The organism is Pseudomonas sp. GW821-FHT09C09 (assembly GCF_059418105.1).
Genome location: NZ_JBWKPF010000004.1, coordinates 328,378 through 345,670, shown reverse-complemented (window position 1 = coordinate 345,670; position 17,293 = coordinate 328,378). Strand labels below are relative to the sequence as shown.

Annotated in this window: 12 protein-coding genes; 11 read left to right on the top strand and 1 reads right to left on the bottom strand. The window is 61.8% G+C overall.

Going from position 1 to position 17,293, the window contains the following annotated elements; genetic code table 11:
* The first annotated feature begins 194 nt into the window (after positions 1-194).
* The 11 genes from AC07NR_RS15050 (at position 195) to hemE (ending at position 15,939) form a co-directional block, all read left to right on the top strand.
* The gene (locus AC07NR_RS15050) at positions 195-1,259 is read left to right on the top strand and encodes a pilus assembly protein PilM (protein WP_248738596.1); all 1,065 of its coding nucleotides are present in this window, start codon (positions 195-197) and stop codon (positions 1,257-1,259) included.
* The gene (locus AC07NR_RS15045; RefSeq protein WP_192552747.1) at positions 1,259-1,825 is read left to right on the top strand and encodes a PilN domain-containing protein; all 567 of its coding nucleotides are present in this window, start codon (positions 1,259-1,261) and stop codon (positions 1,823-1,825) included. Before AC07NR_RS15050 ends, AC07NR_RS15045 begins: the two co-directional genes overlap by 1 nt.
* A complete protein-coding gene (gene pilO / locus AC07NR_RS15040; RefSeq protein ID WP_085711057.1) occupies positions 1,822-2,445 on the top strand; it encodes a type 4a pilus biogenesis protein PilO in 624 nt (207 codons plus the stop codon). The genes AC07NR_RS15045 and pilO overlap by 4 nt, the downstream gene beginning before the upstream one ends.
* Positions 2,442-2,966 (top strand): pilus assembly protein PilP, encoded by a 525-nt coding sequence (locus AC07NR_RS15035; RefSeq protein WP_114881131.1) that lies wholly within the window; start codon positions 2,442-2,444, stop codon positions 2,964-2,966. Before pilO ends, AC07NR_RS15035 begins: the two co-directional genes overlap by 4 nt.
* A 13-nt stretch (positions 2,967-2,979) precedes the next feature.
* Positions 2,980-5,058 carry a type IV pilus secretin PilQ gene (locus AC07NR_RS15030; protein ID WP_085711059.1) on the top strand — a complete coding sequence of 693 codons (2,079 nt, stop codon included), beginning with the start codon at positions 2,980-2,982 and terminating at the stop codon, positions 5,056-5,058.
* A gap of 4 nt (positions 5,059-5,062) precedes the next feature.
* Positions 5,063-5,581, top strand: a complete 519-nt coding sequence (gene aroK / locus AC07NR_RS15025) for a shikimate kinase AroK (protein WP_011332081.1) — start codon at positions 5,063-5,065, stop codon at positions 5,579-5,581.
* Between the two features lie 142 nt (positions 5,582-5,723).
* Entirely contained in the window at positions 5,724-6,824 is a 1,101-nt protein-coding gene (aroB, locus tag AC07NR_RS15020; protein WP_495078869.1) for a 3-dehydroquinate synthase, read from the top strand.
* Positions 6,825-6,834: 10 nt separating this feature from the next.
* Entirely contained in the window at positions 6,835-8,433 is a 1,599-nt protein-coding gene (locus AC07NR_RS15015; RefSeq protein WP_495078868.1) for an AAA family ATPase, read from the top strand.
* 350 nt (positions 8,434-8,783) lie between these two features.
* Entirely contained in the window at positions 8,784-13,229 is a 4,446-nt protein-coding gene (gene gltB / locus AC07NR_RS15010; RefSeq protein WP_495078867.1) for a glutamate synthase large subunit, read from the top strand.
* A gap of 33 nt (positions 13,230-13,262) precedes the next feature.
* Complete coding sequence (locus tag AC07NR_RS15005) at positions 13,263-14,681, top strand: FAD-dependent oxidoreductase (RefSeq protein ID WP_007909438.1); 1,419 nt, start codon at positions 13,263-13,265, stop codon at positions 14,679-14,681.
* A gap of 190 nt (positions 14,682-14,871) precedes the next feature.
* Positions 14,872-15,939 (top strand): uroporphyrinogen decarboxylase, encoded by a 1,068-nt coding sequence (gene hemE, locus AC07NR_RS15000; RefSeq protein WP_495078866.1) that lies wholly within the window; start codon positions 14,872-14,874, stop codon positions 15,937-15,939.
* 56 nt (positions 15,940-15,995) lie between these two features.
* On the opposite strand, the gene AC07NR_RS14995 is transcribed toward hemE, so the two are convergent.
* Positions 15,996-17,270, bottom strand: coding sequence for an MFS transporter (locus AC07NR_RS14995; protein ID WP_085711064.1), 1,275 nt, complete (start codon positions 17,268-17,270; stop codon positions 15,996-15,998).
* Positions 17,271-17,293: the final 23 nt, after the last annotated feature.

Sequence of the window (17,293 nt, the reverse complement as noted above, 5' to 3'; positions counted from 1 at the left end):
AGAATGAATTGGGCGACAGGGTTCCGGGAACACACAGAACGGCCCGCGCCGGCAGTAAAAAGCGGAAAAAATCGCTGGGCATTATAAGCACTTTTCCGCTGGGGGCGTCATTTGCGCTTCTGTCAAGACGGGGCGAGGGAACGCAATGCGCATTACAGAGTCCGTAACTCACGGAAAGTCATAGGGAATTGGTAGTGCTAGGACTCTTCAATAAAAAGACCAATACGTTGCTGGGGATCGATATCAGCTCCACTTCGGTGAAGCTGCTGGAGCTGAGCCGTCAGGGCGAGCGCTACCGGGTCGAGGCATACGCGGTGGAGCCGTTGCCGGCCAATGCCGTGGTCGAGAAGAACATCGCCGAGCTTGAAGGCGTCGGGCATGCCCTGTCCCGGGTGCTGGCCAAGGCTCGCACCGGGCTCAAGAGCGTGGCGGTGGCGGTGGCCGGCTCGGCGGTGATCACCAAGGTCATCGAAATGGACGCCGGGCTGTCCGACGACGAGCTGGAAAACCAGCTCAAGATCGAAGCCGATCAATACATTCCCTATCCGCTGGACGAGGTCGCCATCGATTTCGAAGTCCAGGGCGTTTCGCCGCGCAATCCCGAGCGGGTCAACGTGCTGCTGGCCGCCTGTCGCAAGGAAAACGTCGAAGTCCGTGAGGCGGCGCTGGCCCTTGCCGGCCTGACCGCGCGGGTGGTCGACGTCGAGGCTTATGCGCTGGAGCGCTCGTTCGGCCTGCTGGCCACGCAACTGGCAGCCTCGCAGGAGCGCCTGACCGTTGCGGTGGTCGACATCGGCGCGACCATGACCACCCTCAGCGTCCTGCACAACGGGCGGATTATCTACACTCGCGAGCAACTGTTCGGCGGGCGCCAGCTGACCGAGGAAATCCAGCGCCGCTATGGCCTGACCCTCGAGCAGGCCGGGCTGGCCAAGAAGCAGGGCGGTCTGCCGGACGATTATGTCGGTGAGGTCCTGCAGCCGTTTCGCGAGGCGCTGGTGCAACAGGTGTCGCGTTCCCTGCAGTTTTTCTTTGCTTCCGGCCAGTACAACGCGGTCGATCACATTCTGCTGGCCGGCGGCACGGCCTCGGTGCCGGGGCTGGACCGGTTGATCGAAGAGCGCCTCGACACCCCGACCCAGGTCGCCAATCCGTTTTCCGACATGGCCTTGAGCAGCAAGGTCAACGCCGGGGCCCTGGCCAGTGATGCGCCGGCCCTGATGATTGCCTGCGGGCTCGCGCTCAGGAGTTTCGACTGATGGCGCGGATCAACCTTCTCCCCTGGCGCGAGGAGCGCCGCGAAGAACGGCGCAAACGCTTTCTGCTGACCCTGACCGGCGTGGTGGTCGGTTCGGTCGGCGCGGTATTCATTGCCGCTCAGATATTCAGCACGGCCATAGAACATCAGCAGGCGCGCAACGATTACATCGGCAAGCAGATTGCCGTGGTCGATGAGCGGATCAAGCAGATCAGCGAACTCAAGGCGCGTCGCCAGCAACTGTTGGAGCGCATGCGCATCATCCAGGACCTGCAGGGCAACCGGCAGGTCAGCGGGAGGATCTTCGATCAACTGGCGCGCACCCTGCCCGATGGCGTCTATTTCACCAGCGTGAAGATGGTCGGCAAGACCCTGTCGATCAGCGGTGCGGCGGAATCGAACAACCGGGTCTCCGACCTGATGCGCAATCTTGAGGCGTCCGACTGGTTCGATGCGCCGACCCTGAACGAGGTCAAGGCAACCACGGCGGGGCAACTGGATCAGGCCAACGTGTTCCAGTTGACTGTCCATCAGACCCGGCCGAAAAACCTGGAGGACGACCAATGAAACCGTCCGAATGGCTGGCCAGCCTGCGCAATATTGACTTCAACGACCTGGATACCAGCAACATTGGCTCCTGGCCGCCGGCGGTGAAAGGCCTGGCCGGGGCGCTGCTGATGATTCTGGTGCTGGCCCTGGGCTACAACTTTTTCGTCAGTGACATGGAGAGCGAGCTCGAAACCAAACGCACGGAAGAAGCCACGCTCAAGGAGCAGTTCTCCAGCAAGGCGCACATGGCGGCCAATCTGGAGCTGTACACCCAGCAGATGAAGGAGATGGAGAATTCGTTCGGCGTGCTGTTGCGGCAATTGCCCAGTGACACCGAAGTGCCGGGATTGCTGGAGGACATCACCCGCACCGGTCTGGGCAGCGGTCTTGAGTTCGAGGAAATCAAGCTGTTGCCGGAGGTGACGCAGCAGTTCTACATCGAATTGCCGATCCAGATCACCGTCACGGGCGCCTATCACGACCTTGCCACCTTCGTCAGCGGCGTGGCCGGACTGCCGCGGATCGTCACGCTGCACGACTTCGAGCTGGCGCCGGCCAACCCGGAAGGCGGGACCAAGTTGCGCATGAGCATCCTCGCCAAGACGTACCGCTACAACGACAAGGGGCTGCAAAAATGAGCCCGATCCGTTTTCTTCTGTTGTCGGCATTGATGCTGGGGCTGAGCGGTTGCGGCGGCAACGACTTCGGCGATCTCGATGCGTACATGAATGAAGTGCGTCTGCGGCCGCCGGGCAAGATCGAGCCGACGCCGACCTTTCGTTCCTACCCGACGTTCACCTACAGCGCGTCCAATCTGCGCAGTCCTTTCTCGCGTCAGGTGCGGGTCGATCTGGCCGGGCAGCAGCACGGCTCGCGCAACGTCAAGCCGGACCCGAACCGGGTCAAGCAATACCTCGAAGGTTTCAACATCGAGCAGTTCGAGATGGTCGGCACGATTTCCAATGCCTCCGGTTCCTTTGCGCTGCTGCGCGGGGCGGGCGGGGTGCACCGGCTGAAGGTCGGCGATTACCTGGGGCGCAACGACGGACGCATCGTCGCGATCAGCGCCTCCCAGGTCGATGTGGTCGAAATCGTTCCCGACGGCGAAGGCGCCTGGCTGGAGCGGCCGCGCACCATTCCTTTGAAAGAGCACTCATAGTGGAAGTCGAACAATGAACAGGATTTTCTCCACCCTCGGTTTTTCGCTATGGATAGCGCTGCTTTCACCGATGGTTCACGCGGCCAACCTGAAGACGCTGGACGTGGCGGCGCTGCCGGGTGATCGCGTCGAGCTGAAACTGTCGTTCGACGGTCCGCCGCCGCAGCCCAAGGGTTACACCACCGATTCGCCGGCGCGGATCGCCCTCGACCTGCCGGGAGTGGCCAGCCAGCTCGCGACCAAGACCCGCGATCTCGGTAGCGGCAATGCGCGCTCTGCCACGGTGGTCGAGGCCAATGACCGTACCCGGTTGATCATCAACCTGACGCAATTGGCGCCGTATGACGCCCGGGTCGAGGGCAACACACTGTTCGTGGTGGTCGGGCAGGGCACCAAGGCCAGCGCACCGCGACCTGTCGCGAAGACACCGCGTGCCACGCCGGTGGCAGCCCCGGCGCGGACTTACGCACCCGTCGCCAGAGCCATTCGTGGCGTTGACTTCCAGCGTGGCACGGCGGGTGAGGGCAATGTCGTGATCGACCTGTCCGACCCGACCATCGCGCCGGACATCCAGGAGCACGACGGCAAGATCATCCTCAACTTCGCCCGCACCCAGTTGCCCGAACCGCTGCGGGTGCGTCTCGACGTCAAGGACTTCGCCACCCCGGTGCAGTTCGTCAATGCCGGCGTCAGCGGCGATCGGGCGACCATCACCGTCGAGCCCGGCGGCACGTTCGACTATTCCACCTACCAGACCGACAACAAGCTGACGGTGAGTATCCGTCCGCTGACCATCGACGACCTGCAAAAGCGCAACGCCGACCGCAACAGCTACAGCGGTGAAAAGCTTTCGTTGAATTTCCAGGACATCGACGTGCGTTCGGTGCTGCAACTGATCGCGGACTTCACCAATCTCAACCTGGTGGCCAGCGATACGGTGCAGGGCGGGATCACCTTGCGCCTGCAAAACGTACCGTGGGATCAGGCGCTGGATCTGGTGCTCAAGACCAAAGGCCTGGACAAACGCAAGGTCGGCAACGTGTTGCTGGTGGCGCCGGCGGATGAAATCGCCGCCCGCGAACGGCAGGAACTGGAGTCGCAGAAGCAGATCGCCGAACTGGCGCCACTGCGCCGTGAACTGCTGCAAGTGAACTACGCCAAGGCGGCAGACATCGCCAAGCTGTTCCAGTCGGTCACCAGCGCCGAGGCCAAGGTCGATGAACGGGGTTCGATCACCGTCGATGAGCGCACCAACAACATCATCGCCTACCAGACCCAGGATCGCCTCGACGAACTGCGGCGCATCGTGGCGCAACTGGATATTCCGGTGCGCCAGGTGATGATCGAAGCGCGGATCGTCGAGGCCAACGTCGATTACGACAAGAGCCTGGGCGTGCGCTGGGGCGGGTCGATCCAGAACAAGGGCAACTGGAACACTTCCGGGGTCAGCAATGGCTCGTCGACCACCATCGGCACGCCGGGCAGCACCAGCACCAACTCGCCGTTCGTCGACATGGGTACGGTCAACAACACCTCCGGGATCGGCATTGCGTTCATCACCGACAACGTCTTGCTGGACCTTGAGCTGACGGCGATGGAGAAGACCGGCAACGGCGAAATCGTCTCGCAACCCAAGGTGGTCACTTCCGACAAGGAGACCGCGAAAATCCTCAAGGGCACCGAGATTCCGTATCAGGAAGCCAGCTCCAGCGGCGCTACGTCGGTGTCGTTCAAGGAGGCCTCGCTGTCGCTGGAGGTCACGCCGCAGATCACCCCGGACAACCGCATCATCATGGAGGTGAAGGTCACCAAGGATGAGCCGGACTACCTGAACAAAGTGCAGGATGTACCGCCGATCAAGAAAAACGAGGTCAACGCCAAGGTGCTGGTGAACGACGGCGAGACCATCGTGATTGGCGGGGTTTTCTCAAATACTCAAAGCAAGGTCGTAGATAAGGTGCCATTTCTTGGCGATGTGCCGTATCTTGGCCGCCTTTTCCGGCGTGATGTGGTTTCGGAGAAAAAATCCGAGCTGCTGGTATTCCTCACTCCGCGTATCATGAATAACCAGGCGATTGCTGTGAGTCGTTGATTCTGTGCGAAATTTGATTCTTGTAGGACCGATGGGCGCTGGAAAAAGCACCATCGGCCGATTACTGGCCAAAGAGCTGCGCCTGCCGTTCAAGGATTCCGACAAGGAAATTGAACTGCGTACGGGCGCCAATATCCCGTGGATCTTCGACAAGGAAGGCGAGCCCGGTTTTCGTGATCGTGAGCAGGCGATGATCGCCGAGCTGTGCGCGTTCGACGGCGTAGTGCTGGCGACGGGCGGCGGCGCGGTGATGCGCGATGCCAACCGCAAGGCCCTGCACGAGGGCGGGCGGGTGGTGTATCTGCACGCCTCCGTCGAACAGCAGGTTGGCCGCACCTCCCGCGACCGCAATCGCCCGCTGCTGCGCACGGCCAATCCCGAGAAAACCCTGCGCGACCTGCTGGCCATCCGCGATCCGCTTTATCGGGAAATCGCCGATCTGGTGGTGGAAACCGACGAGCGGCCGCCACGCATGGTGGTGCTCGACATTCTTGACCGTCTGGCGCAACTTCCACCCCGTTAAAGCGCCGCCCGAAATGCGCTATCCTCGGCGTCCTGTCGAGGGTTGTGGCGGATCGCACGCAAGCGGCGTCACACCTCTCAAGACCGGGGACATCCGATTATTCAAGGCAGGACGCCTGCTTCCATCTTCACTGTGGGGACACATGCAGACACTCAAGGTCGATCTAGGCGAGCGCAGCTACCCGATTCATATTGGCGAAGGACTGTTGGATCAGCCTGAATTGCTGGTGCCGCACATCCATGGGCGGCAAGTGGCAATCATCTCCAACGAGACCGTTGCGCCGCTCTATCTCGAGCGTCTGACCCGCAGTCTGTCGCAGTTCTCGGTGGTTTCCGTGGTGTTGCCGGACGGCGAAGCCTTCAAGAACTGGGAAACCCTGCAACTGATCTTTGACGGTCTGCTGACCGCCCGTCATGACCGCCGCACCACGGTGATCGCCCTCGGTGGCGGTGTGATCGGCGACATGGCCGGTTTTGCAGCCGCCTGCTACCAGCGCGGCGTCGATTTCATCCAGATTCCTACCACGCTGCTGTCCCAGGTCGATTCGTCGGTGGGCGGCAAGACCGGCATCAACCACCCGTTGGGCAAAAACATGGTCGGTGCCTTCTATCAGCCGAACGTGGTGCTGATCGATACGGCGTCCCTGAAAACCCTGCCAGCGCGCGAGCTCTCGGCAGGCCTGGCGGAAGTCATCAAGTACGGCCTGATCTGCGACGAGCCGTTCCTGACCTGGCTCGAAGATAACGTCGACGCCCTGCGTTCACTGGACCAGAAAGCCCTGACCTATGCCATCGAGCGTTCCTGCGCCGCCAAGGCTGCGGTGGTCGGCGCCGATGAGAAGGAAACCGGTGTACGCGCCACGCTCAACCTCGGCCACACCTTCGGCCACGCCATCGAAACCCACATGGGCTATGGTGTCTGGTTGCACGGTGAAGCAGTTGCTGCTGGCACGGTAATGGCGATGGAAATGTCCGCGCGCCTCGGCTGGATCAGCGAGCAGGAGCGTGATCGCGGTATTCGTCTGTTCCAGCGTGCCGGCTTGCCGGTGGTTCCGCCGGAAGAAATGACCGAAGCCGATTTTCTCGAACATATGGCAATTGACAAAAAAGTGATCGACGGTCGTCTGCGCCTGGTGCTGCTGCGCCGGATGGGCGAAGCGGTAGTGACCGACGATTATCCGAAAGAGGTTCTACAGGCCACGCTGGGAGCGGATTACCGCGCTCTGGCTCAGCTTAAAGGTTAATAAGATTCCGATGACTAGTTTGCATGCCGACGAGGCGTTCCTCGGCCATTTCCAGTTAAGTCATGACCCTTTCGCTCCACGGGTCCCGGGCTTCAAATTCTTCCCGGCCCAGCGCAAACCGGTGCTGGGTCAACTGCATCACCTGGCGCGTTACAGCCAGTTGCTGCTGGTGGTCACCGGCCCTCAGGGCAGCGGCAAGACGTTGCTGCGCCAGGCGCTGGTGGCCAGCACCAACAAGCAGTCGGTTCAGAGTGTTGTCGTCTCGGCCCGTGGCGCCGGCGATGCAGCCGGTGTGCTGCGTCAGGTCGCCCAGGCGCTGAATGTGGCGCAGGCCGAAGTCGGGGCGATCCTCGATCAAGTGGTGCAACTGGCGCTGACCGGCCAGGAAGTCTACCTGCTGGTGGATGACGCCGAGCAGCTCGACGAGTCCGCCCTCGAAGCCCTGATGGCTTTGGGTGCCGGTGCGCCGGAAGGCCGTCCGCATGTGTTCCTGTTCGGTGAGTCGTCGCTGATCGCCCAGCTTGAGGCCCTGCACCTCGAGGAGGAGCGCTTCCACGTCATCGAATTGCAGCCGTACACCGAAGAAGAAACCCGCGAGTATCTCGACCAGCGGCTCGAAGGTGCCGGCCGTGGTGTCGAACTTTTCACCGCGGATCAGATCTCTGATATTCACGAAAGCTCGGAGGGTTGGCCCGGCAACATCAACCAGGTCGCTCGCGATGCACTGATCGAAGTCATGATTGCCAGCCGCTCTGCGGTGAAGCGTCCAAGTATGGGGTTCAACATGCCGAAGAAACACGTATTGGCGATTTCCGCCGTCGTCGTGGTGGCGGTCGCTGCCGCCTGGCTGATGCCCGGTCGCAACAAGGCGCCGACCACCGGCGCGCCGGCCAATGAACAGGCTCAGCTGCCATTGGGCCAGGGTGGTGCGCCGAACGTGGAGTTCGCCGGTAACACCCAGCCGATGCCGTTGCCGCTGGTCGGCAATTCGCAACCGGTCATGCGCAAGCCATTGGCCGAAGCGGCCGGCGGGATCACCGAAGGTGACGACGGCGTACCGCTGGAAGGCTCGAGCAATACACCGCCGACCGTGACCACCACCGCGCCACCGGCTGGCGTACCTGCCGGTCCTGCACCGACTCCGGTTCCGGTCCCTGCGGCCAAACCGACGCCGGCACCGACCCAGGTTGCCACGGCCAAGCCAGCGCCTGTTCCGGCTGCGCCAGTCGCCAAGCCTGCTCCAACGCCTGCCAAGCCTGTAGCAGCGGCCAAACCGGCCGAGAAAGCCGCCGAGAAGCCGGTCGCCGTCGCCAAGGCCGCCGGTGGCAGCTGGTACGCAGGTCAAGCCCCGGGCAACTACGTGGTGCAGATCCTCGGCACCAGCTCCGAAGCCGCTGCGCAAAGCTTCGTCAAGGAGCAGGGCGGCGAGTACCGCTATTTCAAGAAAGTCCTCAACGGCAAGCCGCTCTACGTGATCACCTATGGCAGCTTTGCCAATCGTGATGCGGCCGTTTCTGCCATCAAGGCCTTGCCAGCGAAGGTTCAGGCTGGTAAACCTTGGCCTCGCACTGTCGCCAGCGTCCAACAGGAACTGGCAACAACTCGCTGAAGATTCGGCGGCCTTACCCAGGCCGCCTCTCCAAGCACCTCAAAATTTCTACAAGTGCGCGCCGCCCTTACGGGCCGCGTGCCTTGTGGTGTCTGCGTCACAGTAGTCTTTGAGTCGTTGCGGTCAAAATTAAAAAAGTTTTGACTAGCACAGCAGATCGCTTTAAACCTTTCACAAATGCGACATAGATTTGCGACATTTCGTCGTCAAATTTGTGAGCGTCTGTGTCGCTGTGTACAATGACCACCCTTTTGCCCCCGCAAAGCCGGCGTACGTTCGGCGCGAGATGCAAGTGGTTGAATTGAAAAGAAATTTGCCTCGAAAAGAGGCAGCCTGGTGAGAAAGTGTCTATGAAAGCAGGTCTGTACCAACCAGATGAATTCAAGGATAACTGCGGTTTCGGCCTGATAGCCCATATGCAGGGCGAACCCAGTCATACCCTATTGCAAACGGCCATCGAGGCCCTGACCTGCATGACCCACCGCGGTGGGATTAATGCCGACGGCAAGACCGGTGACGGTTGCGGTCTGCTGATTCAAAAACCCGACGCCTTCCTGCGCGCCATTGCCCAGGAAACCTTCAGCGTCGAGTTGCCCAAGCAATATGCCGTGGGCATGGTCTTCTTCAATCAGGATCCGGCCAAGGCCGAAGCCGCTCGCGAGAACATGAACCGCGAGATCCTGGCCGAAGGCCTGCAACTGATCGGCTGGCGCAAAGTGCCCATCGACACCAGCGTCCTCGGCCGCCTCGCCCTTGAGCGCCTGCCGCAGATCGAGCAGGTGTACATCGGTGGCGAAGGCCTGAGCGATCAGGACATGGCGGTCAAGCTGTTCAGCGCCCGTCGTCGTTCGTCGGTGGCCAACGCCGCCGACACCGACCATTACATCTGCAGCTTTTCCCACAAGACCATCATCTATAAAGGCCTGATGATGCCGGCCGACCTGGCCGCGTTCTATCCGGATCTGGGTGACCATCGCCTGCAAACCGCGATCTGCGTGTTCCACCAGCGCTTCTCCACCAACACCCTGCCGAAATGGCCGTTGGCCCAGCCATTCCGCTTCCTCGCCCACAACGGCGAGATCAACACCATCACCGGCAACCGCAACTGGGCCCAGGCCCGTCGCACCAAGTTCACCAACGATCTGATGGATCTGGAAGAACTCGGCCCGCTGGTGAACCGTGTCGGTTCCGACTCTTCGAGCATGGACAACATGCTCGAACTGATGGTCACCGGTGGCATCGACCTGTTCCGTGGCGTGCGGATGATCATTCCGCCAGCGTGGCAGAACGTCGAAACCATGGACCCGGATCTGCGTGCGTTCTACGAGTACAACTCGATGCACATGGAACCGTGGGACGGCCCGGCCGGCGTGGTAATGACCGATGGTCGTTACGCGGTGTGCCTGCTCGACCGTAACGGTCTGCGCCCGGCGCGCTGGGTCACCACCACCAACGGTTTCATCACCGTCGCCTCGGAAATCGGCGTCTGGAACTACCAGCCGCAGGACGTGATCGCCAAGGGCCGTGTCGGTCCTGGCCAGATCCTCGCCGTGGACACCGAAACCGGTCAGATCCTCGACACCGACGCGATCGACAACCGCCTGAAATCCCGTCATCCGTACAAGCAATGGCTGCGCAAGAATGCCCTGCGCATCCAGGCGACCATGGAAGACAACGATCACGGTTCGGCTTTCTACGACGTCGATCAGCTCAAGCAATACATGAAGATGTATCAGGTCACGTTCGAAGAGCGCGATCAGGTACTGCGTCCGCTCGGCGAGCAAGGCTACGAAGCCGTTGGCTCGATGGGCGACGACACGCCGATGGCCGTGCTGTCCCAGCGCGTGCGCACGCCGTACGACTATTTCCGTCAACAGTTCGCCCAGGTGACCAACCCGCCGATCGATCCGCTGCGTGAAGCGATCGTGATGTCGCTGGAAATCTGCCTCGGTGCCGAGCGCAACATCTTCCAGGAATCGCCGGAACACGCCTCGCGCGTGATCCTCAGCTCGCCGGTCATTTCCCCGGCCAAGTGGCGTTCGCTGATGAACCTCGACCGCCCGGGTTTCGAGCGGCAGATCATCGACCTCAATTACGACGAAAGCGTCGGCCTCGAAGCGGCGATCCGCAACGTCGCCGATCAGGCTGAAGAAGCCGTGCGTGCCGGTCGTACCCAGATCGTCCTGAGCGACCGCCATATCGCGCCGGGCAAACTGCCGATCCACGCCTCGATGGCCACCGGCGCGGTGCACCATCGCCTGACCGAAAAAGGCCTGCGCTGCGACTCCAACATCCTGGTGGAAACCGCCACCGCACGCGATCCTCACCACTTCGCGGTGCTGATCGGCTTCGGTGCGTCGGCGGTCTATCCGTTCCTGGCCTACGAAGTGCTGGGCGACCTGATCCGTACCGGTGAAGTCCTGGGCGACCTCTACGAGGTGTTCAAGAACTACCGCAAAGGCATCACCAAGGGCCTGTTGAAGATCCTGTCTAAGATGGGCATCTCGACCATCGCGTCGTACCGTGGTGCTCAGTTGTTCGAAGCCATCGGTCTGTCCGAAGAAGTCTGCAATCTGAGCTTCCGTGGCGTGCCGAGCCGCATCAAGGGTGCGCGTTTCGTCGACATCGAAGCCGAGCAGAAAGCACTGGCCACCGAAGCCTGGAGTCCGCGCAAGCCGATCCAGCAGGGCGGTCTGCTGAAGTTCGTCCACGGTGGCGAATACCACGCGTACAACCCGGACGTGGTCAACACCCTGCAAGCTGCCGTGCAACAGGGCGACTACGCCAAGTTCAAGGAATACACCTCGCTGGTGGACAACCGTCCGGTGTCGATGATCCGCGACCTGTTCAAGGTCAAGACCCTCGAAATGCCGCTGGACATCAGTGAAGTCGAGCCGCTGGAATCGGTGCTCAAGCGCTTCGACTCCGCCGGTATCTCGCTGGGCGCCCTGTCGCCGGAGGCTCACGAAGCCCTGGCCGAAGCCATGAACCGCCTCGGTGCGCGTTCCAACTCCGGCGAAGGCGGCGAAGACCCGGCGCGCTACGGCACCATCAAGAGCTCGAAAATCAAACAGGTCGCGACCGGCCGTTTCGGTGTGACCCCGGAATACCTGGTCAACGCCGAAGTGCTGCAGATCAAGGTCGCCCAGGGCGCCAAACCGGGCGAGGGCGGTCAACTGCCGGGCGGTAAAGTGAACGGGCTGATCGCCAAGCTGCGTTACGCAGTACCGGGCGTGACCCTGATTTCGCCACCGCCGCACCACGACATCTATTCCATCGAAGACTTGTCGCAGCTGATCTTTGACCTGAAACAAGTCAACCCGAAGGCGCTGGTTTCGGTGAAGCTCGTGGCTGAAGCAGGCGTCGGCACCATCGCCGCCGGTGTGGCCAAGGCCTATGCGGACTTGATCACTATCTCCGGCTACGACGGTGGCACCGGTGCTTCGCCGCTGACCTCGATCAAGTACGCCGGCGCACCGTGGGAACTCGGCCTCGCCGAAACCCACCAGACCCTGCGCGGCAACGACCTGCGCGGCAAGGTCCGGGTGCAGACCGACGGCGGCCTGAAAACCGGCCTCGACGTGATCAAGGCAGCGATCCTCGGCGCCGAAAGCTTCGGCTTCGGTACTGCACCGATGATCGCCCTGGGCTGCAAATACCTGCGTATCTGTCACCTGAACAACTGCGCCACCGGCGTTGCGACCCAGAACGAGAAGCTGCGCAAGGATCACTACATCGGCACCGTCGACATGGTGGTGAACTTCTTCACCTACGTCGCCGAAGAAACCCGTGAGTGGCTGGCCAAGCTCGGCGTGCGCTCCCTCGAAGAGCTGATCGGCCGCACCGATCTGCTGGAAATCCTCGAAGGCCAGACTGCCAAGCAACATCACCTCGATCTGACTCCGCTGCTGGGCAGCGACCACATCCCGGCGGACAAGCCTCAATTCTGCGGCGTCGAGCGCAACCCGCCGTTCGACCAGGGCCTGCTGGCCGAGAAAATGGTCGAGATGGCGACGTCGGCGATCAACGACCTCAGCGGTGCCGAGTTCGATCTGGACATCTGCAACTGCGACCGTTCGATCGGCGCGCGGATCTCCGGCGAAATCGCGCGCAAGCACGGCAACCAGGGCATGGCCAAGGCGCCGATCACCTTCCGCTTCAAGGGCACTGCGGGTCAGAGCTTCGGCGTGTGGAACGCCGGCGGTCTGAACCTGTACCTGGAAGGCGACGCCAACGACTACGTCGGCAAAGGCATGACCGGCGGCAAACTGGTCATCGTGCCGCCAAAGGGCAGCGTTTATCAGACTCAAAACAGCGCCATCATCGGCAACACCTGCCTGTACGGCGCCACCGGCGGCAAGCTGTTCGCCGCCGGCACTGCGGGCGAGCGTTTCGCCGTGCGTAACTCCGGTGCCCACACCGTCGTGGAAGGCACCGGCGATCACTGCTGCGAGTACATGACCGGTGGTTTTGTCTGCGTCCTGGGCAAGACCGGTTACAACTTCGGCTCTGGCATGACCGGCGGTTTCGCCTACGTGCTCGACCAGGACAACACCTTCGTTGACCGGGTCAACCACGAACTGGTGGAAATCCAGCGGATCAGCGGCGAGGCGATGGAAGCCTATCGCAGCCACCTGCAGAACGTGCTGAACGAGTACGTCGCGGAAACCGACAGCGAGTGGGGTCGTGAACTCGCCGAGAACCTCGATGACTACCTGCGTCGTTTCTGGCTGGTCAAGCCGAAGGCTGCCAACCTGAAGTCGTTGCTTTCCAGCACCCGTGCCAACCCGCAGTGATATGCGCCTGAAGAGTTTGATGAGGTTTTAACAATGGCTGAACGTCTGAATAACGACTTCCAGTTCATCGATGTCGGGCGCAAGGATCCGAAGAAGAAACTGTTGCGTCAACGCAAGAAAGAGTTCGTGGAAATCTACGAACCGTTCAAACCCCAGCAGTCGGCCGACCAGGCCCACCGCTGCCTGGGTTGCGGCAACCCGTACTGCGAATGGAAGTGCCCGGTGCACAACTTCATTCCGAACTGGCTTAAGCTGGTGGCCGAGGGCAACATCCTCCAGGCCGCCGAGCTGTCGCACCAGACCAACACCCTGCCGGAAGTCTGCGGCCGGGTATGCCCGCAGGATCGTCTGTGCGAGGGTGCGTGCACCCTCAACGACGGCTTCGGCGCGGTGACCATCGGTTCGGTCGAGAAGTACATCACCGACACCGCGTTCGCCATGGGCTGGCGCCCGGACATGTCCAAGGTCAAACCGACCGGCAAGCGTGTCGCGATCATCGGTGCAGGCCCGGCGGGCCTCGGTTGTGCGGACGTGCTGGTGCGCGGCGGCGTGACTCCGGTGGTGTTCGACAAGAACCCGGAAATCGGCGGTCTGCTGACCTTCGGCATCCCCGAGTTCAAGCTTGAGAAGACCGTGCTGAGCAATCGTCGCGAAGTCTTCACCGGCATGGGCATCGAATTCCGCCTCAACACCGAGGTCGGCAAGGACGTGACCATGGAGCAACTGCTCGCCGAATACGATGCCGTGTTCATGGGCATGGGCACCTACACCTACATGAAGGGCGGTTTTGCCGGTGAGGATCTGCCGGGTGTCTACGACGCGCTGGACTTCCTGATCGCCAACGTCAACCGCAACCTGGGCTTTGAAAAGTCGCCGGAAGATTTCGTCGACATGAAAGGCAAGAAGGTCGTGGTGCTGGGCGGCGGCGACACGGCGATGGACTGCAACCGTACCTCGATCCGCCAGGGCGCCAAGTCGGTGACCTGCGCCTATCGTCGTGACGAAGCGAACATGCCCGGCTCGCGCAAAGAGGTGAAGAACGCCAAGGAAGAAGGCGTGAAATTCCTCTACAACCGTCAGCCGATCGCGATCGTCGGCGAAGACAAGGTCGAAGGCGTGAAAGTGGTCGAGACCCGTCTCGGCGAACCGGACGCCCGTGGCCGTCGCAGCCCCGAGCCGATCCCGGGCTCCGAAGAGATCATCCCGGCCGACGCCGTGGTCATCGCGTTCGGTTTCCGTCCGAGTCCGGCGCCGTGGTTCGAGCAGTTCGAAATCCAGACCGACAGCCAGGGCCGCGTCGTTGCGCCTGAGCAAGGTCAGTACAAGCACCAGACCAGCAACCCGAAAATCTTCGCCGGTGGCGACATGGTGCGCGGTTCCGACCTGGTGGTGACGGCGATCTTCGAAGGCCGCAATGCGGCTGAGGGGATCCTGGATTACCTGGGCGTCTAAACCCGGTTCGAAACTGCACCGCAATACCTGTGGGAGCTGGCTTGCCAGCTCCCACATTGTTTTCAGGGTGTTGCTGAAATCCGCGAAATCATTGCGACAAATTGACCCGATAGACAAAAGGCTGACCTGCAACCGTGCCTTTTGCGTCGCGCTCTGAGAAAATGCCCGCACTTTTTTTCCGGATGCCGACATGACTGCCCTGAAGAACGACCGTTTCCTCCGCGCCCTGCTCAAGCAACCCGTAGACGTCACCCCTGTGTGGATGATGCGCCAGGCCGGCCGCTACCTGCCGGAATACCGCGCCAGCCGCGCCCAGGCCGGTGATTTCATGAGCCTGTGCATGAATCCGGAATTCGCCTGCGAAGTCACGCTGCAACCTCTCGACCGCTATCCGCAACTGGACGCGGCGATCCTGTTCTCCGACATCCTCACCATTCCCGATGCCATGGGCCAGGGCCTGTACTTCGAGACCGGTGAAGGTCCGCGCTTCAAGAAAGTCGTCAGCACCCTGGCCGACATCGAAGCCCTGCCGATCCCCGATCCACACAAAGACCTCGGCTACGTAATGGACGCGGTCAGCACCATCCGCCGCGAACTGAACGGCCGTGTGCCGCTGATCGGTTTCTCCGGCAGCCCGTGGACCCTCGCCACCTACATGGTCGAAGGCGGCTCGTCGAAAGACTTCCGCAAGACCAAGGCGATGCTCTACGACAACCCGCAAGCCATGCACCTGCTGCTGGACAAGCTGGCGCAGTCGGTGACCTCGTACCTCAACGGCCAGATCCAGGCCGGTGCGCAAGCGGTGCAGATCTTCGATACCTGGGGCGGCAACCTGTCGGCGGCGGCGTATCAGGAATTCTCCCTGGCCTACATGAAGAAAATCGTCAGCGGCCTGATCCGCGAGCACGACGGTCGCAAGGTGCCGGTGATCCTGTTCACCAAGAACGGCGGCCTGTGGCTGGAAAGCATCGCCGACGCTGGCGCCGACGCACTGGGCCTGGACTGGACCTGCGACATCGGCAACGCCCGCACCCGCGTTGGTGACAAGGTCGCGCTGCAAGGCAACATGGACCCGACCGTGCTCTACGCCAAACCCGAAGCGATCCGCACTGAAGTGGGCCGCATCCTCGCCAGCTACGGCAAGGGCAGTGGTCACGTGTTCAACCTCGGCCACGGCATCACCCCGGAAGTCGATCCGGAACATGCCGGCGCGTTCCTGCGTGCGGTGCACGAGTTGTCGGCGCAGTATCACGAGTGATCATGTTTCAATAAAAAACGCCCGGCTTATGCCGGGCGTTTTTTTGTGGGCGTGAATCAGGCTTTGACGCCACCCAGCGGCGGCAACTTCGCAAGCTTCAACGCCACCAACAGCGCCACCAGCAGCAACGCGCCAATGAACAGGCCAATCCCGTTCCATCCCGCCATGTGCCAGAACACCCCGCCCGCCGTCCCGGCGATGCTCGACCCGGCGTAGTAACTGAACAGGTACAACGACGACGCCTGGCCCTTGGCCTTGAGCGCCCGGCGGCCGATCCAGCTGCTGGCCACCGAGTGGGCGCCGAAGAAGCCGAAGGTGAAGATCAGCATGCCGATGATCACCAGTGGCAGCGGTGTGAACATCGTCAGGGCCAGGCCGGCGAACATCAGGGCGATGGTGGCCCAGAGGACTTTGCGGCGGCCCAGTTTGTCGGCCAGCGAACCGATCTTCGCCGAGCTGTAGATGCCCGACAGATAGACCACCGACAACAGCCCCACAAACACCTGGTCCAGATGATACGGCTCGGCCAGCAGGCGATAGCCGATGTAGTTGAACAACGTGACGAACGCGCCCATCAGCACGAACGCCTCAAGAAACAGCAGCGGCAGGCCGGCATCGCGAAAGTGCATGGTGAAGCCGTCGAGCAGACTGCGCGGGTGCAGCGAGCGGGAGCGGAAGTTGCGCGACTCCGGCAGGATCTTCCAGAACACCGCCGCCGCAATCAGCGCCAGGCCACCAATCACCATCATCGCCGTGTGCCAGCTGACGAAGTCGATCAATACGCCAGTGATCAGACGCCCGCTCATCCCGCCAATCGCGTTGCCGCCGATGTACAGGCCCATCGCCAGACCGATGTGCTGCGGATGGATTTCCTCGCTCAGGTACGTCATTGCGACCGCCGCCAGTCCGCTCAGCGACAACCCGATCAGCGCACGCATGATCAGCACGCCGTGCCAGCTCGGCATCATCGAACTGGCGATGGTGCACAGTGCGGCGGCAAACAGCGCGGCGACCATCACCGGTTTGCGCCCGACCCGATCGGAAATCGGGCCGGTGATCAGCAGACCGAAGGCCAGCATGCCGGTAGCCACCGACAGGATCAGGCTGCTCTGCGCCGCGTTGATCGAATATTCGTGAGACAGCAGCGGCATCATCGGCTGCACGCAGTACAGCAGGGCGAAGGTCGCGAAGCCGCCGCTGAACAATGCCAGCACTGTGCGCATGAACGCGGGCGTGCCTTTCTCGATGTAGATCTCTTGCAGTTCGGTCAGTACATCGTCCGCCGCAGCGGGCGGGACTTCATGGGCCAGTGGAGCGACGGCGGTTTTCACATCAGACCTCGGAGGGCGCGGAC